This is a genomic window from Seongchinamella sediminis (assembly GCF_003457605.1).
Classification (GTDB): Bacteria; Pseudomonadota; Gammaproteobacteria; order Pseudomonadales; family Halieaceae; genus Halioglobus; species Halioglobus sediminis.
This window is the reverse complement of sequence record NZ_QRAN01000003.1, coordinates 189,421-206,741: the sequence shown is the minus strand read 5'-3', so window position 1 is coordinate 206,741 and position 17,321 is coordinate 189,421. Positions and strand designations below refer to the sequence as shown.

At 60.9% G+C, this 17,321-nt stretch carries 18 protein-coding genes; 10 read left to right on the top strand and 8 right to left on the bottom strand.

What is annotated here, in order from left to right:
- Positions 1-122: 122 nt before the first annotated feature.
- A complete protein-coding gene (locus DWB85_RS04115; protein ID WP_117952927.1) occupies positions 123-1,241 on the top strand; it encodes a Zn-dependent alcohol dehydrogenase in 1,119 nt (372 codons plus the stop codon).
- On the opposite strand, the gene DWB85_RS04110 is transcribed toward DWB85_RS04115, so the two are convergent.
- Positions 1,238-2,950: a class I adenylate-forming enzyme family protein gene (locus DWB85_RS04110; protein ID WP_117952926.1), complete on the bottom strand. Its 1,713-nt coding sequence runs from the start codon at positions 2,948-2,950 to the stop codon at positions 1,238-1,240. The two genes, DWB85_RS04115 and DWB85_RS04110, sit on opposite strands and share 4 nt — an antisense overlap.
- A gap of 206 nt (positions 2,951-3,156) precedes the next feature.
- On the opposite strand from DWB85_RS04110, the gene DWB85_RS04105 reads away from it, so the two are divergent.
- Positions 3,157-4,029: an amidohydrolase family protein gene (locus DWB85_RS04105; RefSeq protein WP_117952925.1), complete on the top strand. Its 873-nt coding sequence runs from the start codon at positions 3,157-3,159 to the stop codon at positions 4,027-4,029.
- 48 nt (positions 4,030-4,077) lie between these two features.
- Here DWB85_RS04105 and DWB85_RS04100 read toward each other — a convergent pair whose 3' ends face one another.
- Positions 4,078-4,500 carry a nuclear transport factor 2 family protein gene (locus DWB85_RS04100; protein ID WP_117952924.1) on the bottom strand — a complete coding sequence of 141 codons (423 nt, stop codon included), beginning with the start codon at positions 4,498-4,500 and terminating at the stop codon, positions 4,078-4,080.
- A gap of 174 nt (positions 4,501-4,674) precedes the next feature.
- Here DWB85_RS04100 and DWB85_RS04095 point away from each other — a divergent pair, with 174 nt between their 5' ends.
- The 4 genes from DWB85_RS04095 to DWB85_RS04080 all read left to right on the top strand — a co-directional run bounded on the left by DWB85_RS04095 (position 4,675) and on the right by DWB85_RS04080 (position 8,873).
- Positions 4,675-5,535 carry an LLM class F420-dependent oxidoreductase gene (locus DWB85_RS04095; RefSeq protein ID WP_117952923.1) on the top strand — a complete coding sequence of 287 codons (861 nt, stop codon included), beginning with the start codon at positions 4,675-4,677 and terminating at the stop codon, positions 5,533-5,535.
- A gap of 115 nt (positions 5,536-5,650) precedes the next feature.
- Positions 5,651-6,406, top strand: coding sequence for a Crp/Fnr family transcriptional regulator (locus DWB85_RS04090; protein WP_117952922.1), 756 nt, complete (start codon positions 5,651-5,653; stop codon positions 6,404-6,406).
- Between the two features lie 93 nt (positions 6,407-6,499).
- Complete coding sequence (gene dmeF, locus DWB85_RS04085; RefSeq protein WP_117952921.1) at positions 6,500-7,441, top strand: CDF family Co(II)/Ni(II) efflux transporter DmeF; 942 nt, start codon at positions 6,500-6,502, stop codon at positions 7,439-7,441.
- Between the two features lie 229 nt (positions 7,442-7,670).
- Positions 7,671-8,873, top strand: a complete 1,203-nt coding sequence (locus tag DWB85_RS04080) for a permease (RefSeq protein ID WP_117953037.1) — start codon at positions 7,671-7,673, stop codon at positions 8,871-8,873.
- Between the two features lie 36 nt (positions 8,874-8,909).
- Here DWB85_RS04080 and panD read toward each other — a convergent pair whose 3' ends face one another.
- From panD to DWB85_RS04060, 4 genes are all read right to left on the bottom strand, one after another.
- Entirely contained in the window at positions 8,910-9,281 is a 372-nt protein-coding gene (panD, locus tag DWB85_RS04075; protein ID WP_275399601.1) for an aspartate 1-decarboxylase, read from the bottom strand.
- 141 nt (positions 9,282-9,422) lie between these two features.
- Positions 9,423-10,691, bottom strand: a complete 1,269-nt coding sequence (locus tag DWB85_RS04070) for a cytochrome P450 (RefSeq protein WP_117952920.1) — start codon at positions 10,689-10,691, stop codon at positions 9,423-9,425.
- Between the two features lie 138 nt (positions 10,692-10,829).
- The gene (locus DWB85_RS04065) at positions 10,830-11,309 is read right to left on the bottom strand and encodes a hypothetical protein (protein ID WP_133300560.1); all 480 of its coding nucleotides are present in this window, start codon (positions 11,307-11,309) and stop codon (positions 10,830-10,832) included.
- A 123-nt stretch (positions 11,310-11,432) separates the two neighbouring features.
- Positions 11,433-13,067, bottom strand: a complete 1,635-nt coding sequence (locus DWB85_RS04060) for an AMP-binding protein (protein WP_117952918.1) — start codon at positions 13,065-13,067, stop codon at positions 11,433-11,435.
- Between the two features lie 142 nt (positions 13,068-13,209).
- Between DWB85_RS04060 and DWB85_RS04055 the strand changes: the two genes are divergently transcribed.
- Together DWB85_RS04055 and DWB85_RS04050 are read left to right on the top strand one after the other, a co-directional pair.
- Positions 13,210-13,692, top strand: a complete 483-nt coding sequence (locus DWB85_RS04055) for a helix-turn-helix domain-containing protein (protein ID WP_117952917.1) — start codon at positions 13,210-13,212, stop codon at positions 13,690-13,692.
- A gap of 27 nt (positions 13,693-13,719) precedes the next feature.
- Positions 13,720-14,562, top strand: a complete 843-nt coding sequence (locus DWB85_RS04050) for an SDR family NAD(P)-dependent oxidoreductase (protein ID WP_117952916.1) — start codon at positions 13,720-13,722, stop codon at positions 14,560-14,562.
- Here the strand turns inward: DWB85_RS04050 and DWB85_RS04045 are convergent.
- Entirely contained in the window at positions 14,559-15,029 is a 471-nt protein-coding gene (locus DWB85_RS04045; protein ID WP_117952915.1) for a type III secretion system chaperone family protein, read from the bottom strand. The two genes, DWB85_RS04050 and DWB85_RS04045, sit on opposite strands and share 4 nt — an antisense overlap.
- Before the next feature lie 160 nt (positions 15,030-15,189).
- Between DWB85_RS04045 and DWB85_RS04040 the strand changes: the two genes are divergently transcribed.
- Both DWB85_RS04040 and DWB85_RS04035 read left to right on the top strand, forming a co-directional pair.
- Positions 15,190-15,945 (top strand): transporter substrate-binding domain-containing protein, encoded by a 756-nt coding sequence (locus DWB85_RS04040; protein WP_117952914.1) that lies wholly within the window; start codon positions 15,190-15,192, stop codon positions 15,943-15,945.
- Positions 15,946-15,992: 47 nt separating this feature from the next.
- Positions 15,993-16,331, top strand: a complete 339-nt coding sequence (locus DWB85_RS04035) for a hypothetical protein (RefSeq protein WP_117952913.1) — start codon at positions 15,993-15,995, stop codon at positions 16,329-16,331.
- Between the two features lie 23 nt (positions 16,332-16,354).
- On the opposite strand, the gene DWB85_RS04030 is transcribed toward DWB85_RS04035, so the two are convergent.
- Positions 16,355-17,257: a VOC family protein gene (locus DWB85_RS04030; RefSeq protein ID WP_117952912.1), complete on the bottom strand. Its 903-nt coding sequence runs from the start codon at positions 17,255-17,257 to the stop codon at positions 16,355-16,357.
- Positions 17,258-17,321: the final 64 nt, after the last annotated feature.

Here is a 17,321-nt window from a genome sequence, read left to right as displayed (position 1 = left end):
CTGCGGCGGCGAAAAAGGTGCCGGCTGTTCAACTATCTGGTTGGCCCGTGTCCTCCCGGGCTGGACCGCGGAGTAGGGCGCGGATAACCTGTCGCTACGAGACAATAACAAGGGGGCGGAGCATGCGCGCGGCACTACTGGAGCAGGCAGGTACAGCGCTGGTCATTTACGATGACCTGGAGGTCAATCAGCCACGGACGGGAGAGGTACAGGTAGAGGTCAAATACTGTGGACTGTGTCACTCTGACCTGGGCTTTATGACCGGCAAATCGCCACTGTTGGGCCCCCAGGTGCCGGGACATGAAGCTGCCGGTGTGATCAACGCCGTGGGCGAGGGGGTCACTCACCTGGCGGTGGGCGACCCCGTGGTGCTGACCCCGGCCCCGCCCTGTGGCCTGTGCTACTACTGCCAGCGCCAGCAGTACAGCCTCTGTGACAACGCCATTGGCATTCTCTCCGGGACCCTGGCCGATGGCAGTACCGGGCTATCGCGTCGCGGTGAACGCGTATACCGCGGCTGCGGCATCGGTGCGCTGGCCGAATATGTCACCCTGCCGGCCACCGGCGCGGTAAAGATCGATACCGATATTCCGCTGGACGTGGCCTGCGTGATCGGCTGCGCCCTGCAGACCGGTGTGGGTGCGGTATTGAACACCGCCAATATGGAAGCCGGTGCGACCTGCGTGGTGCTGGGCCTGGGGGGAATAGGCATGGCCACCGTGCAGGGGGCCCGCATCGCCGGCGCGGAGCTGATTATTGCATCGGACCCGGTCGCCGAACGGCGGCAGCAGGCGGCCCGCTTCGGGGCCACCCACGTGGTCGATCCGGCCGCGGGTGATTTGCCGGGCTTGATCATGGAGGTTACTGCCGGTATTGGCGTCGACTACGCCTTTGAAGCGGCGGGCAGGGCCGCGCTGATAGAGCAGGGCCTGCAACTGACGCGCAAAGGGGGCACTACTGTGATCGTCGGCTCACCGCCACTGGAGGAGGACCTGCATATTCCCAATGTGGTCCTGTTCCAGGCCCTGGAGAAAAAGCTCTGCGGATGCCTGCTCGGTTCCTGCAACTCGCTCTACGAAATCCCGCGCCTGCTGCGCCTGTGGCGCCAGGGCCTGCTGGATATCGAGTCGATGATCACCCATCGGCGTCCGCTGGCGGAAGTGAACGAAGGCTTTGCCGACCTGGCGCAGGGCCGGGGTATTCGCACGGTTATCGAAATCCAGGCGCCGCCGGCGCCTTAACCGGCTTGCTGGCCGAGGAAGCTTTCCTTCACCTTCAGCTTGTGCAGCTTCTCACTGGCATTGCGCGGCAGGGGCTGGTCGCTGAAGCGTATGGTCCGCGGTACCTTGTAGCCCGCCAGGCGTTGTTGCAGGAATGCCCGCAGCTCGGCCTCGGTCAACTGCTGGCCAGGGTCCAGGTAGGCGACCATCACCAGTTCCTCCCCCATGGCCTCGTCGGGCTCGCCAAAGACCACAACCTCGCGGACGCCGGGACACTCGTAGGCGGCCTGCTCAATCTCGCCGGGATAGATATTTTCACCACCGCGAATGACGATTTCCTTGATCCGACCGGTGATGTGCAGGTAGCCATCGGCATCGATCCTGCCGACGTCGCCGGTCTTCATCCAGCCATCTTCGCTGAAGGTGCTGGCGTTGGCTTCCGGCTTCTGCCAGTAGCCCGGGGTGCAGGTAATGCCGCGCAACTCGATCTCGCCGGGCTCGCCGTCTGCCAGCTGTCGGCCTGCGGCATCGACAAAGCGGAACTCCATAATCGGAGAAGGGATGCCCGCGGCGTCGGGCTTGAAGTCAAACAGGGCGCCGCTCATGGTGGCCCCGACAGCGAGGGTCTCGGTCATGCCATAGCCGGCAGAACTGCTGGGCTCCTCGACCCGGTTTTGGATCAGGTCCGGCAGCCCGGCGGGGGTTGCCGCTCCGGCGGCACTGACCCGCATCAGGGAACGCGTGTCGTAGCTGGCGTAATCGGGGTGGCTGAGCAGGTCCTGCAGAATGGCCGGTACCGTGGCAAGCCCGGTGATCTTTTCCCGTTCGATCAACTCCAGCGCGCGGGTGCTGTCCCAGCGGTACATCATCACCACCTTGTGCCCCATGGCCAGGGGCAGGTAGAGGCCGCCCAGCAGGCCGGTGGCGTGAAACAGGGGCACCGTGAGCATGGGCGTTTCCCGCTCGGCGCCGCCGCGGTATTCCCGGGGGCCGCCCTCGAACTCGGCCACCAGCAGGCCCGGAAACATCAGGTTCATCAGCGCCTGGCCGATAGCCCCGTGGCGGTGCAGAACCCCCTTGGGTAACCCGGTGCTGCCGGAGGTATAGAGAATCACGGCGTCGTCTTCCGGGTAGATGTCCACGGTCCGGAAGGTCTGCTCCTCGCCGGCGCTGATGACATCGTCAAACAGGGCGATGTAGTCAGGGCGGACGAACTCATCCGAGGCCGGCACCACGATGCCGTTGATATTCATCCCCGGCAGCTTGTCGGCTATCAGCCTGAAGCGGGCTTCATCGCAAACCAGCAGGCCCGCGCCACAATCTGAAATCGCATACGCCAGCTCCGCCGTTTTACCCCAACTGTTGATGGGTACGACAATCGCACCGACCAGGGTGGCGGCAACGTAAGCAATCATCCACTCGACATTGTTGCGCATGGCGATGGCTATACGGTCGCCTTTCTCGATCTCGAAATCGTCCTGGAACTGTGCCGCCAGTGCATCTACCGCACTGAAGAACCGGTTGTAGCTGTAGCGCTGTTCCTCGTAGACCAGGAATTCCAGCTCGCCGTGATTGCGGGCATTGTTGATGATCTCGGCGGCGGTTCTGGGGGCATGCTTGTAGGCCTTGTAGCGACCGTTGGCAAGCTGGACGTCCTCGACTTCAAAGAACGCGCCTGGTCCCGTGAGTTCGGTTTTTTTGTTGTTTATCTCGGTGCCGGAAACAGTCATTGGGGGCTCCTGGGCCAGGCGGGTAAATATGCGTGCACTATACGCCAGAAAATGATGCTGGCACGCCGGTGGCTAATCTGCGGCCGCTCTAATTCAAGCATTTAAACCCCCGCTCGGCTTATCGTTGGCCGGGGCCTGCCGTGGCCTGTGTTGACCGCTCCGGTGAGCTACAGTGGGTCGATAAATCGCAACCCTTGAGACGCGCTATGCCCATGCCCGAAGATATCGGCATTATTGACCTGATGCTGGCAATCCCCAGTGATGAGCAGAACCACTGGTATGAATATATGAAACCCCTGTTTCTCGATCGGGAGAGCCGGGAAATGTTCAGCATGCCGGCCCAGTACATGTTCAACGTGCCCGACCTGAAAGATGTCAAGGACGGACTGGCCTACACCATTGCGCAGATGGATCGTTTCGGTATTGACCGCGCCATGCTGGGCATTACCGGCGATCCCGCAAGGAGCCACGAGCGAGCGCTGCGGGAGCATCCGTCGCGGTTTTTTGCCGCCTACGAGGCCAATCCCAACCTGGCGATGGACGAGGTACGCAAGATTCGCCGGCTCAAGGCGGAGTTCGACATCAAGGCGGTAACGGCGTTTCCATCCGGTCTCTGTCCCCAGGTGCCGATCAACGACAAGCGCTGGTATCCCATTTACGCCACCTGTGTCGACCTGGACATCCCCTTTTGTCCCTGTGTCGGTGTACCGGGCCCCAGGCTGCCCATGGAACCGCAGAAAGTGGAGCACCTGGATGAAGTGTGCTGGTTTTTCCCCGAGCTCCGGGTGGTGATGCGCCATGGCGGCGAACCCTGGACCGAACTCGCCTGGAAACTGATGCTGAAGTATCCCAACCTGCACTACATGACCAGCGCCTTCGCCCCCAGCTACTACCCCCGCGATATCATCGAGTTCGCCAATACCCGCGGCGCTGACCAGGTCATGTACGCCGGCTACTTCCCCATGGGTATATCTCTGGAGCGTATTTTCAGAGATATGCCGGATGTGCCGCTGCGCGACCATGTCTGGCCCCGGTTTCTGCGCGATAACGCCCGGCGGGTGTTCAAGCTGGAAGAGTGAAGCGCCAGCCCGATCGAGCGGGGTGCCCTGAATTCCCCCACGACCCGGTCAGGCGATTGCCTTCGCCATGCGCGCCATGAACTCGTCAAAATCCCAGTGGGCGCGCATGCTGGTGATGATGCCTTGTTCGTTGACCTCGTATACGGCAAGCATGTCGCAGTCGACGTATTTGCCGGCCCCGAGGTGGTTGCGGGCCACCTGGGCGGCACAGCAGCAGTAGTCACCGCTGGTCCAGTGCCTCTCCACCCGCATCTCAATGTTGGCGGGGCCGATGACGGTGTCCCAGAACTGCTCGATGGCGACAATGCCCTGGTGGCCCCTGCCGGTGGGGTCCATCGGGGACACCCCCACGGGATCGGCCAGGTGGGCGTCCTCGGCATAGAGGGCGAGCCAGGCCGCCTTGTTACCCGCGCTGGCATGCTTGATGGATTGTTTGTTCGCCTCTACCGCGAGATGGGGCTTGTTATTCATCGTTACCTGCTTCCGCTCACCGGCTGTTATTCTGCAACATCCATCTTGAAGCCATTGCGGCACCGGAGTAAAGCTGCATTGTTGAACCAATCCCTGATTCTGCAATGGCCACAAGCCGATGGGCGCTGCGCCCGGCTAGTATGATGGGCATTGCCAATAAGCGGGAGAACCACAATGCACCTTGCATTCAGCTCGATGAATACGCTCAACGACCCCCACCCGGCGGAACTGGCCCGGGCTCTGGAGGAGCGCGGTTTTGAGTCGCTCTGGTATGGCGAGCACAGCCATATTCCCTGTTCCCGCAACACGCCCTATCCGCCCGGTGGGGAAATGCCGGCGCCTTACCACAATATGATGGACCCCTATTTGTCGCTGATGACGGCGGCCAATGCCACCAGCAGCCTGAAACTCGGCACCGGGATCGCACTGCTGATGGAACGGGATATTTTTTCCCAGGCCAAGACTATCGCCACCCTGGACCGCCTCTCCGGCGGCAGGGTAATCATTGGTACCGGCGTCGGCTGGAACCGGGAGGAGTTTGAAAACGTCAACCCCCATCCCTTTGACAAGCGTTACGCTGTGCTGAGGGAAACCGTGGCAGCGACCCGGGCTTTGTGGTCGGAGCACGAGGCGGGCTTCCAGGGCGAGTACATCCGTTTCGACCCGGTGTGGGCGAATCCCAAGCCACTGCAAACCGGCGGGCCAAAAATATTCATGGGCACCATGGGCCCCCTCGGGCGCAAACACGCCGCCGCCTGGGCCGATGGCTGGTACCCGGTGGATGTGGCCATGGGCGATGTGGCGCAGTCAGTGGCCGCCTTCAGGGAAGAGGTGCGCGCGGCCGGGCGCAACCCCGACGAAGTCGAAATCAATATCCAGATCATGGACACCGCCAACCTGGACAAACTCAAGCAGTACCGCGACCTGGGCATTGCCAGGGCGACGATCGGCGTAGCCATGGACCTGTGGGACCAGCCGGATGCGATGATGCCGATGATCGACCGCTACGCCCGGGTGATACCGGAGCTGTCCTGACGCTGCTTTTGCCCAACGCTGCTGACGATAAAATCGCCAGTCGCAAAATACGGCCCAAGGCAATAGAATCCCCAGAATTGCCCTTGCGGGCTTTGACGGGGGGAACAGAGCGGTTTTGGATAATCAGCTTGCCACACTGGCGGTAGACGCGGGCGTAGTCTGCGACCACGACTTTGATGTGTCCTGCGACACCTGCAGGTTGCGGTCCCTGTGCCTGCCCGCGAACCTGCGGCCGGAGGAGGTGGCGGCCCTGGAAAGCGTGATTGAGAAGCGCCCGACCTACCCCGCGAGGTCCGTAGTGTACAAGGACCAGCAGCCCTTTGCGGCACTGTTTGCGGTGGTGTCCGGTGCAGTCAAGACCTACAAACTCCACAGCGACGGCAAGGTCAGCATTGTGGGCTGTCACCTGCCCGGCGATATATTCGGTTTCTCCGGTGTCGACAGCAAGCGCTACCTGACCAATGCCATGACGTTGGAGGACAGTTGCCTTTGCGTCATACCGTTCGCGGATCTGGAGGAGGTGTGCCGCGAGGTGCCGGAACTGCAGTCCCAGCTGCTGCAGCTGATGAGTCACAGGATAATTGACTACCAGCAGCATGTAGCCCAACTGGCGGGCAAGAAGATGGCGCAGAGCCGCCTGGCGGCTTTCCTGCTGGGCCTGGGGGCCCGTTCACTGCGCCACGGTGGCTGCGACCAGCAATTCCAGCTGCCCATGAGTGGCCAGGACATCGCCAATTATCTCGGCATCCGCACCGAGACCTGCAGCCGCGAGTTTGCCCGCCTGGTCAAGGCGGGGGTGATCGCCAAGCGGAACCGGAAGATTACCGTGCTTGATCAGCAACAGTTGCGCGCGATGGTCTGCCAGCGATAATGGTTGGCAAGTGGTGTGGGCGCCTGCCCGGGTTCTGTTCACAACCGCTTTACTGACTGAATATTACCGGTTGACCTGACAGCGAGCCCCGGAATGCACACCCATAACCTCGAACAATGGCGCCATGATCACGTTTTCAACCAGGACCGGAAACGGGCCGGAGAGAGCCGTACCCTGCTGATCGTTATCGTGACCGCCATCATGATGGTGGTCGAGATTGCCGCCGGACTGGTTTACGGTTCCATGGCCCTGCTCGCCGATGGCCTGCACATGGGTTCCCATGCACTGGCACTGGGCATTGCGGTTATCGCCTATGTGCTGTCCCGCAAGCTGGCCGCTGACCAGCGGTTCTCCTTCGGGGTTGGCAAAATCAATAGCCTGGCTGGCTTCACCAGCGCGCTATTGTTACTGGTCTTTGCCGTGATGATGGTCGTCGAGAGTGTCGATCGCTTTATCAATCCGCTGCCCATTTCCTTTGACAAGGCACTGATTGTGGCTGTGCTGGGGCTGGTTGTGAACGGTGCCAGCGCCTGGCTGCTGTCATCCACTCCCCATGAACACCACCACGGGCACGATCACAAGCACGGGCATGACCACCATCACGGCCACGATCACAATCTGCGGGCCGCTTACTTTCACGTCCTGGCGGATGCGTTAACCTCCCTGCTCGCCATCGGCGCCCTGCTGGCGGGCAAGTACCTGGGAGCCAACTGGCTCGACCCGGTGATGGGTGTCGTCGGTGGTGTGCTGGTGGCACGGTGGTCATACGGCCTGATCCGGGAATCCTCCCGGGTTTTGCTCGACACCCAGGCAGGGGAGGGTATGACCGCGGACCTCAAGCAGGCCATTGAAAACGAGTCCACTGATTGCATTACCGACATCCATGTTTGGTGTATCGGCCACGGCATTTACGCGGCGGAAATCGCCCTGGTCAGCCACGATCCCCAGCCGCCTGGCTACTATAAATCGCTCATACCTGATCGCCTGGGGATTGTTCATGTAACCATCGAACTCCATCGCTGCAACGGTCACTGAATTGCAGTCTCAAGCGGTACTTTGTGGTCCTTTACCAGCGGAGCTGGCGAAGGCACATAGCAACCCGGCCCGTGCCGCTCCTTTAAAACCCAGTGTCAGATGCTATGCTGAGGCACAGCAACCAGGACAACGTCGAAACATTACCAAAATCGGCAGGATGCGTTTCCTTAGAGCCCGCGCCTGAGTGCGGCATCCTCCGTTTCCAGGGAGGAATTGTTTGTACTATTTCATGAGCACGTGGCACCAGGCTGCCACAACCACCGTGGGACTGTTCTGGATGGCCTTCTGGGCTTTCGGACTGGGCTACGTCATTAGCGCCATGATCCAGGTATTTGTGACCAGGGAGCGCATGAAGAACAGTCTTGGCGACACTGGGGCTTCCAGTGTGGGACTCGGTGCCCTGTTCGGTTTTATCTCGAGCTCGTGCTCTTTTTCTGCGCTTGCCTCCACGCGCTCCCTGTTTGCCAAGGGCGCCGGTCTGGTTCCGTCGCTGGCCTTCATGCTTGCCTCAACCAACCTGGTCATCGAACTCGGGATCGTAATCGCCGTGTTCCTCGGTTGGCAGTTCGTGGTCGGTGAATATGTCGGCGGGATACTGTTGATTCTGCTTATGTGGCTGGTGGTCAGGCTCACCGCTTCCCGCAAGCTGGTGGAAACAGCGCGCCAGCGGGCGCGCGCGGCGGCAGGGGATGACAATGACGAGGAGGCGCCCGACTGGAAAAAACTGATTCTCAGCCAGGAGGGATGGCGGAGGGTGGCGAACCGCTATGTCATGGAGTGGCACATGGTCTGGAAGGACGTGACCATCGGCTTTACCGTGGCGGGGATCATAGCTGCGTTCGTGCCGCGCAGCTTCTTCCAGGCTTTGTTTGTTGGCTCGGATTCTGCCCAACCCGCTTTCTGGGAAGTATTTCTCCAGAGCCTGGTGGGGCCGGTCGCGGCATTCTTCACCTTCATTGGCTCAATGGGCAATATTCCGCTCGCTGCGGTTCTCTACGACAACGGCGTGAGTTTTGCCGGTATTATGGCGTTCATTTTCAGCGACCTGGTTGTGCTGCCGGTATTGCGTATCCAGGCCCAGTACTACGGCTGGCGGATGGCGCTTTATATTCTCGGCGTGTTCTTCGTCATTCTTGTAGCCAGCGCAATGCTCATGCATTACGGTTTTGCTGCACTTGACCTTCTGCCGGAGGCTGCGGCCGGTAAAAGCGTGACCGATCGCGAATTTTTTGCCCTGGACTACACGCTCGCACTCAATCTGGTCTTTATCGCCCTGAGCGCGTTCTTTTTGTTCTGGCACTGGAAGCAAGTGGGCCTGCCCGGTGGCAGTGACGCCCTCAGTGAGAAAATCCTGTTTGCGCTGGCCTGTGGCGGACTGCTGTGGCTGGGCGCTGGCCTGATGCTGCCGCTGGCCGGTCTGGCGGCTGGTTGAAACGGACGGCCCCAGCTGTCGGCTGGCGAAGGCCAGTCAGGCGAACTCCGCCTGCTTTTCCACCAGGTCGCGGACAAAACGGTTGTTTTTGTCCACCAGAATCGCCCTGGGAGTCACCGGCTCGGTGGCCAGGGTAAAGGCGATGACGATAATTTCCTCGCCGGCGCCGATCAGGTGCGCCGCAGCGCCGTTAACGCCGATATAGCCGCTGCCCCGTTCACCCTCGATAATATAGGTTTCCAGCCGGGCGCCGCTGGTGTTGCTGACCACCAGCACTTTTTCATTGGGGAGCAGGCCGCTGCGGTCCAGCAGGTCAGCATCAATGGTGATGCTGCCCACATAGTCCAGGTTGGCTTCGGTGACGGTTGCCTTGTGTATCTTGGCTGACATGAAACTGCGTAACTGCACGATATATCACCCGAGCTATGCTGGTTGCAATAATAGGGTGGGCGATACTACCGACAGGAAAGGTCCCATGCAATAGTCAGCGAACACATTTGGCGGGGCGGCGCAAGCGGTACGCTGCGCCGAAACAGGCACCGGGTCGGGCTAGGCGGCGTGTGCCCCGGTCCTGGTCTCCGGGTCAAACGTAATGGGCATGCGCTTGATGCCGTTCACCAGGCTGGAGCGGGTGTACTCGACCGGCCCTGCCAGTTTCGGGTGGCGCAGGCGGGGGATGATTTCCTCGAACATTACCCGCATTTCCAGCCTCGCCAGGTGGGTGCCCAGGCAGAAGTGCTGGCCGATGCCGAAGGCGCGGTGCTGGTTGTAGAGGTCGGGCATGCGCTCGGCGCGGCGCACGTCGAACTCCATGGCGTCCTCGCCAAAAATGCTCTCGTCCTGGTTGACCGTGTGGTAGTGGAGAATAATCTTGTCGCCTTTGTGGACCTGCTGGCCGCCAATCTCCACGTCCTCCATCGCCGTGCGGCGCATGAGGATGAAGGCGGTGTTATAACGCAGCATTTCCTCGCAGGCGCCGGGGATCTTGTCGGGGTTTTGCACCAGGTACTCGAGCTGGTCCGGGTGCTCCATCAGCAGGCGCATGCCGTGGCTGGTGACGGTGCGGGTGGATTCGTTGCCGGCGGCAATCAGCATCAGGAAGAACCAGACAAACTCGTCCTCGTTCAGGCCCTCCTCGCGCTCGGTGCCGCGGAGCAGGGCGCCGATGATGTCGTCCTTGGGGTTCTCCTTGTGTTCGGCAGCCAGTTTCATGGCGTACTCGATAACATGGAAGGAGGCGATCTGCGCCGCTTCCTGGTCGACGGCCATGTCCGAGTCCTGGTTGAACATCATGGTGTTGGTCCACTCGAAAAAGTCCTTGCGGTCCTCGGCGGGAATGCCGCACAACTCGAGGATTGCCAGCAGCGGCAGTTCTGCCGCCACTTCCTCGACAAACTCGCATTCCCCGCGGGAGGCGACCTTGTCGACGATGTTCTTCGCATGTTCGCGGAAACGTGCTTCGTAGGAGTCGACCGCCCTCGGGGTAAAGGTCGCCCGCACGATCTTGCGGGATTTCATCTGCCGGGGCGGGTCCATGTTGATCGTCATATTGCTCTGGATGGTATCGATCTCTTCCTGGGTGAACTCATCGGCCAGGGCGGTGCGGGCCTGGTTGGAGAAGAGCTGCGGATTCTTGGAGATGAAGTCTATCTCGTCCCGGCCTGTGACCAGCCAGTAGGGTACCCCGCGGGTGGGATCGTCCATGTAGTGGATGGGGCCGGACGCGCGGATGCGGGCCAGTTCGTCATAGGGCATGCCGCTGGCATAGGTATCGGGGTCGATCATGTTCTTGAAATCGGCGAAAGGGCAGTTGCTCATGGCGTATTACCGGGTAGTAGTTCTGCGCTTTACTATAGACTAATAGGTGTTAGTTTCAACCCCTTTCCGAGCGCGGTGAGTGGGGCCTGGCGCCCGGGTTGTTGCTACAAAAAACCGTATCGTGCACGGCCGCAAGCGCTAGGGATGGCGATTCTCCCAGCGGGCGACCATGTCCTCGATAGTGAAGTCGAACAGCTTGTTGAATTGCGGGTCGAAGGCCTCAAACAGAACGCCAGTCCCGGTTTGCATCGACAGCATAATCACCGCCCCTTCGGGGCCGCCGGTTTCCAGGTGCGGCAGGGCATCACGTCCGGTGATGGCGTACTCCCCGGCTTTGCGGACGATGGTCTTTTCGCCGCCGTCCGGGAGTTGCTCCTTCAGGTGCTGTTCGCCCTGGAGGATGAACAGCGTGGTCGCGGCGACGTGACTGTGCGGTTCGCAGTAGCCGCCCTCCGGGCTGAACCTCATCATCATATCGAGTTTGCCGGCGGCGAGATCGTAGCCCAGCAGGCTGTACTCGTAGTCCAGTTTCATCCCCTCGAAGGGATCACCCGGCTGGTTGCAGATTCTGGCCCACTCGATGTGTTCCGGTTCGTAGCTATTGGCGAAGGCTTGCATATGCTTAAACTCTTTCAGACGCTTTTTCAACACGAAGGGTAACAGTGCCGGTGGTTTGCTGCAGCAAAACCGGTGTGGTTTTGCTGGCACCGGTACCTGGTGATCTCTCTATCAGCTGTCAATTCAGTCGAGAAACTGCACTCTATCGGAGTCCATGTGCTGGCGCACCAGTTCCCGGTAGTGATCCTCGATGTGCTTGCGTTTGAGCTTCATGGTCGGGGTGAGCAGCGCGTTTTCAATTGTCCACTCGTCGCAGACGAAGATGTGCGAGATGCGCTCGTAGGGGGGCACCTCTGCATTGATCTCATCGAGCAGTGCGCCCAGTTCCGCGCGCAATTCTTCCCGGTCCCGGCTGAGGCCAGGTTCCGACAGCGTCGCCAGGATGATCGGGGCGTCCAGGCCGTGGCCCATGCAGCAGAACTGGGCCAGGTTATGGTTCCTGCCGAACCTGGACTCCAGCTTCATGGGCACGATGAACTTGCCCTTGGTGGTCTTGAATACCTCGCTGACCCGGCCGGTGACCCACAGGTTGCCATCTTCGTCGAATCTGCCCGAGTCGCCGGTGCAGTACCAGCCATCGTCGAATACTTCGGCGGTCTTTTCCGGATTCTTGTAGTAGCCCTTCATCAGGCCCTTGCTCTTGAACTGAATCTCGCCGCTGTCTGACAGCCGCACCTGAACCGAGTCGGCCATGGGCTGGCCGACGCAGCCGGAGACCGGTTTGTCATCCCTGGTCCAGGCAACGCCGTGGACAAAATTCTCGGTCATGCCGTAACCGTCACGCAGGGCGATACCCATGGACAGGAACCAGTCCTGGACATCGGTGGGACAGGGGGCGGAGCCGGTCAGGATAAAGCGCGCGCGACTCAAACCCAGCGCCTGGGCCACGCCCTGTTTTTGCTCCTCGGACAGGTCGGCCTGGAGCGCAGGGGGAATTTTGGCGTCGATGCCCTCCTTGAACTTCACCCACAGCCTGGGCACGGCGAAGAAGAATGTCGGTTGCACCGAGCGTATCTCGTCGCCGAAGGTTTGCTGGCTCTCGGAAAAGGAAATACTGGCGTTGGCGTAGAGGCTGGTCATTTCAACGATGATACGTTCTGCCGCGTGGGACATGGGCAGGAAGGAGAAAAGCTCGTTCGGTTGTTCATTCATGCCCATGGTTGCGGCCAGCCCAGGGACCACATGGCCGGGCGTCTGGTGCATGTGCATGACCCCCTTGGGGTTACCGGTCGTGCCCGAGGTATAGATAATGGTAAAGATATCCTCCGGGTCCGGTACCGGTGACTCGGTAACGGGCTCAAACTGGTCCAGGATTGCCTCCATGCTGATATCGGCATCGATGGCACAGCCGAGCATGGCCGCTGTTTCCATGCCGTCCACCAGGGCCTCGTCGACCCGGACGGCCTGGTCAAAGGAGCCACAGAAAACCAGCCTGACTTCGCTGTGGTTGAAGATGTAATTGGCCGATTCAATATCCTGGCCGGGGTAAATGGGCACGCTGATGTGTCCGGCAAGCATGATCGCCAGATCGACGATGGGCCAGTCCATGCTGTTGGCCGACCAGATGCCGATGCGGCTGCCGGCGGGGTAGTTCCTGGATTTCAGGAAACCGGCGACCCGGCGCACCCGGTCAGCGACCTGGGCCCAGGTGTACTCAGACCACTCGAGCTGCCGGGGCTGTCGCAGGTAAATTTTGTCCGGGGTCTGCTGTTCCCACTGGTAGAACATTTCCAGCGGCGATTTCACGGGCGCGGTCATCAGCGATACTCCTTGTTAATGTTAGATATCAAGAGTGATGGCAATTCAGCGCGGTATTGTATGCTGCCCACGGTTTTTCGCTTGACAATTTGCGAAGCTGTTTTGACAATTCCCGCAGGTTAACCCGTTCCGGGAATGCTTGATGAAGCCCTACATCCGCGGCGGTATTCTCGAGCACTTTGCCGACACGGTCGCCCTGCTGGGTGCAGAGGCCAGGCCACTGCTGGCAGCGGCAGACGTGGCGCTCGAGGTGCTCACAGTGCCGGGCGTGTTTCTTCCCTATGGCAACTACATGCGGCTCCTGCATCTGGCCGCCAGGCAGACCGGGGCGGAACACTTCGGCCTGCTGATGGCCCGCGCCTCCAATGCCGCGAGCCTGGCCACCACACCGGGTACGCTGCAGGCGCGTCTGGAAAACGAGCAGTGCAGCTTTCGCGATATCCTGCAGAGCGTACGTCGGGAAATCGCCACTTTTCACCTGCGTCGCGGTGATATGCAGCTTACCCAACTGGCCCTGGTTTTGGGGTACAGTAAGCTCAGCGCGTTCAGCCGCAGCTTCCGCAGCTGGTACGGGGAGTCGCCCCGCGACTGGTCCCGGCGCGCGCAATGGCAACAAGCGGATTGAGATCTTATAAACCAGGAGTTCTTGTAAATGACACGCAGCGTATTGATCACCGGTTGTTCCAGCGGCATTGGCCGCAGTCTGGCCCTGGAGCTGCATCGCCGCGGCATGCAGGTCTATGCCACTGCACGCCGGCCCGAGACCCTGCAGGATCTCGAGCAGCAGGGCCTGCGCACCCTGGCCCTGGATGTCAATGATGACAGCAGTATCGCCGCCGCCATGAGCTGCGTGGAAGCCGAGGCGGGGCAGCTGGACATGCTGGTCAACAATGCCGGCTTTTCCCAGGTCGGCGCGATCATCGATTTGCAGCGGGAGGACCTGCGACAGCAATACGAAACCAATGTGATTGCGGTGGTGGCGGTGACCCGCGCGGCCATGCCGCTGCTGCGCAAGGCGGTCGCCAGCAACGGGGTGGCAGACCTGGTCAATGTCGGCAGCATCGTCGGCCTGTTCACCACCCCCTTTGCCGGGGCTTACTGCTCCAGCAAGGCCTGCGTGCATTCGGTCACTGACGCGCTGCGAATGGAACTGGCCCCCTTTGGTATCCGCACCATCACCATACAGCCCGGTGGGGTGCGCTCATCCTTCGGTGATCACGCGGAGGAGGGAATTCGCTTGCCGGAAGACTCCCTGTTCAAGCCCATGGAGGCCGGCATCCAGGCGCGGGCGCAGGCCGGGCAGCAGGGCGCGACGCCTACGGATGAATTTGTCAGTCCGGTCGTCGACAAGCTGTTGCGACAGAATCCCCCGGCGGTGATTCGCGGCGGCAAGGGCAGTTTCAGCCTGGTAATGCTCAAGCGCCTGCTGCCAATTGCGGTGTTCGACCGGATGATGGCCAAGCGTTTCGGGCTGGCCGGCTTCCGGACCCGCTAGTGAATGGCGGTGGGGCCGGGGTGTTCCCCCGGTTTTGCCTCGGCGAACAGGTAGTTGAGTTGCCGGCACTCGGTGCTCACCTGGCGCGTCGCCGCCACAGTGGTGGCGACAAAAGTGGCAAACTGCTCCAGGGTCAGCCCCGCCCCGGCGAGCTGGGTGCCGGCGATAACCAGTTGCGGGGTGGCATCGTCCACCACGTCCTGGAACAGCTTGAGGGCCGGGTAGTCCATGTTGAGGCGGCCCAGGTCGGCGGCCAGGGGCAGTAGCGCCATGGGCCGCACTTCCAGTTCGGTAGTGAGCAGCAGGCCCCAGGGTTCCAGGAACAGGCGGCTGTCGATAATGCCTTCGATGTCCTGCAGGGACTGCAGGTGCAGGCCCTCGCAGTGGTCGCAGGTGTAGTATTCCACTCGCGCTTCGTCCAGCCAGGCCTCGATCAGGGCTCGGTCCAGGGCAATGGGTGCTGTCATGCTGAGTACACTGTGGCTGTCATGCGGCCATTCTACGCCACCGGCGGGGTATGCCCAAGCCGGCTATTGCATCACAAACACAATTTTTCCTTGGCCTGAGAGGCAGGGGTGATACAGTTTCCCATTCGTTTGTCGCGTCTGGTTCTGGAGAGCACCTCACATGTTGAAAAGATTCCTGGTCATCGCCAGCCTGTTGTTCCTGCCGTCGATGCTCGTGGCGGCGGAAACCCTGCGGGTGGGGATGTCGGCCGATTATCCGCCCCTGCACTTCAAGCAGGATGGGCGCTATCTGGGGATCGAAGCGGACAATGCCACGGCCGTGGGTGAAATTCTCTCGCGCCGGGTGGAGATCGTGGAAATCCCCCTGGAACAGCTGCTGCCGGCATTGCAGGCGGGCAAGGTCGATGTGCTGATGTCAGGGCTCAGCGTCACCGCCGAGCGCAGTGCCCAGGTGCTGTTCACCGACGCCTATCTGCGGGTGGGCCAGATGGCCATCATGCACAAGAGCAAGGTAGGGCGCTACTCGCAGCCCTGGGCGGTTTATCGCGAGGGGGTGAGAATCGGGGTAAAGAGTGGTTCCACCGGTGCCGATTTTGCCGAACGGGAGTTGCAGGACGCCGAGGTCAGTCAATTTGACAATACCGAACAGGCCTTTGCCGCTCTACGCAACGACCTGATCGACCTGTACATTCACGACGCTCCCACCAGTTGGCAGCTGGCCAACAGCATGGAAAACGACGACCTGATCAGTCTGTACGCCCCCCTGACCGAGGAAATGCTGGCCTGGGCCGTGCGCAAGGATGACGGGGCCCTGGCAGCGGAGCTGAACCGGGCGCTGCAGTTGATGCGCGGCAACGGCACCCTGCAGTACATACTCAACCGCTGGATCCCGGTCACTGTCGAAGTGCAGCAGTAAGTGCCACCAGTCTTGCAGCCGTCACTACCGCCGGCGAGGAGTGAAACGTGAGCAATCGATTCCTGGACGATGAAGACGAGGACTTTACCCCGCCGGAATTTCACCGCAACGAGGACCTGGATGAAACCGGCGTCTCCCAGGTGCTGGCCGAGCAGTTTGTAAAGTACCGCCTGCGTTTCCTGTTGCAGTTGGAAGCGGAGGTGGACAGTGGCCACAGCCTGGATGAGGGTGAGATCGAAATCCTCAGCCGCATTGTCAAGCGGGCGCACAACTTCAACCATCTGGTGCACGAGTTCCCCGAATACGAGGAACTCGTCGCCAAAATCATCAACCTGGTGAACCAGATTACCGACAAGGCCCTGGCCAACGCCCGGCGCGAGGAGTAGCGGCAGGCCCCGGGGTTCAGCCTTTAATTAACGCCCGGGAAACTGTACTCGTGGCCCCACAGGTCGCCTTCGGTACTCACCGTGGCGATATGGTTCTGCCAGTCGATCAATAGCCCGTCGTAGCCGTACTCAACCGCAATGCCGCCCGGGGCCAGCAGGTAAACCGAGCACATGTTGTCGTTGACATGTCGGCCCAGGGTGGCGAGGAAATGGGCGCCAGCGGCCTTGGCCCGGTCCATGGCACGGCCGACTTCATCCATGCTTTCCACCTCGACCATGATGTGGACAACGCCCAGCGGGTGGGGATTGTTGAACAGCGCCAGGGAGTGTTGGCGCGGGTTGTTGGCGTGCATAAAGTGGATTTTCGCCCCCTCCATACCCGGGGGGTAGAGAATGTCGGTAATGCCCATGCCGATAATATCGGTATAGAACGCAGACGTGGCATCGAACTCCGCCGCCGGCAGCACCAGGTGACCAAAACCCAGGTCGCCGGTCTGCTGGAAGGTAGTGACGAAACCGGCCACGCCCTGGGACGAGGCCAGGGGCTGATAGTCCAGTTCCCGGCCCCAGTACAGCTCGAGGACATTGCCCGAGGGATCGGTGGTGGTGACAAAGGCCGTGACACAGCGCCTGGCGGCATCCTCGGCAGAGCCCGGGGTGACTTCATGGCCGGCCTCGGCGACAGCCTCGCAGGTGCGCCTGAACGCCGCCTCGTCGGGGAATTCAAGGCCGGTGGCGATCAGGCCATCGCTCGCGGCCGGTTCAATCATCAGTCGGAAGGGGTGATCGTCCATGCGCAGGAAGCGGGCGCCGTCGGCATCTTCACGCCGGGCATCCATCAGGCCGAGAACGCCGGTGCCGAAATCCATCCATGCATCGACGTCCGTGGCGCCGATGCGCAAGTAACCTGAAGCTGAAACAGACATGCATTTTTCCTCGGTGTTGAGTCATTGCAGGCATTATGGGGCAAATTTGCGTCCCTGCCATACC

Bases quoted from the DNA above. Each gene is read 5' to 3' on its own strand.
- DWB85_RS04100 (WP_117952924.1), bottom strand. From the start codon at position 4,500: ATGAATAACAAGCCCCATCTCGCGGTAGAGGCGAACAAACAATCCATC.
- dmeF (WP_117952921.1), top strand. From the start codon at position 6,500: ATGCACACCCATAACCTCGAACAATGGCGCCATGATCACGTTTTCAAC.
- DWB85_RS04030 (WP_117952912.1), bottom strand. From the start codon at position 17,257: ATGTCTGTTTCAGCTTCAGGTTACTTGCGCATCGGCGCCACGGACGTC.
- DWB85_RS04080 (WP_117953037.1), top strand. From the start codon at position 7,671: ATGAGCACGTGGCACCAGGCTGCCACAACCACCGTGGGACTGTTCTGG.
- DWB85_RS04105 (WP_117952925.1), top strand. From the start codon at position 3,157: ATGCCCATGCCCGAAGATATCGGCATTATTGACCTGATGCTGGCAATC.
- DWB85_RS04045 (WP_117952915.1), bottom strand. From the start codon at position 15,029: ATGACAGCACCCATTGCCCTGGACCGAGCCCTGATCGAGGCCTGGCTG.
- DWB85_RS04070 (WP_117952920.1), bottom strand. From the start codon at position 10,691: ATGAGCAACTGCCCTTTCGCCGATTTCAAGAACATGATCGACCCCGAT.
- DWB85_RS04040 (WP_117952914.1), top strand. From the start codon at position 15,190: ATGTTGAAAAGATTCCTGGTCATCGCCAGCCTGTTGTTCCTGCCGTCG.
- DWB85_RS04055 (WP_117952917.1), top strand. From the start codon at position 13,210: ATGAAGCCCTACATCCGCGGCGGTATTCTCGAGCACTTTGCCGACACG.
- DWB85_RS04050 (WP_117952916.1), top strand. From the start codon at position 13,720: ATGACACGCAGCGTATTGATCACCGGTTGTTCCAGCGGCATTGGCCGC.
- DWB85_RS04110 (WP_117952926.1), bottom strand. From the start codon at position 2,950: ATGACTGTTTCCGGCACCGAGATAAACAACAAAAAAACCGAACTCACG.
- DWB85_RS04095 (WP_117952923.1), top strand. From the start codon at position 4,675: ATGCACCTTGCATTCAGCTCGATGAATACGCTCAACGACCCCCACCCG.
- DWB85_RS04065 (WP_133300560.1), bottom strand. From the start codon at position 11,309: ATGCAAGCCTTCGCCAATAGCTACGAACCGGAACACATCGAGTGGGCC.
- DWB85_RS04115 (WP_117952927.1), top strand. From the start codon at position 123: ATGCGCGCGGCACTACTGGAGCAGGCAGGTACAGCGCTGGTCATTTAC.
- DWB85_RS04060 (WP_117952918.1), bottom strand. From the start codon at position 13,067: ATGACCGCGCCCGTGAAATCGCCGCTGGAAATGTTCTACCAGTGGGAA.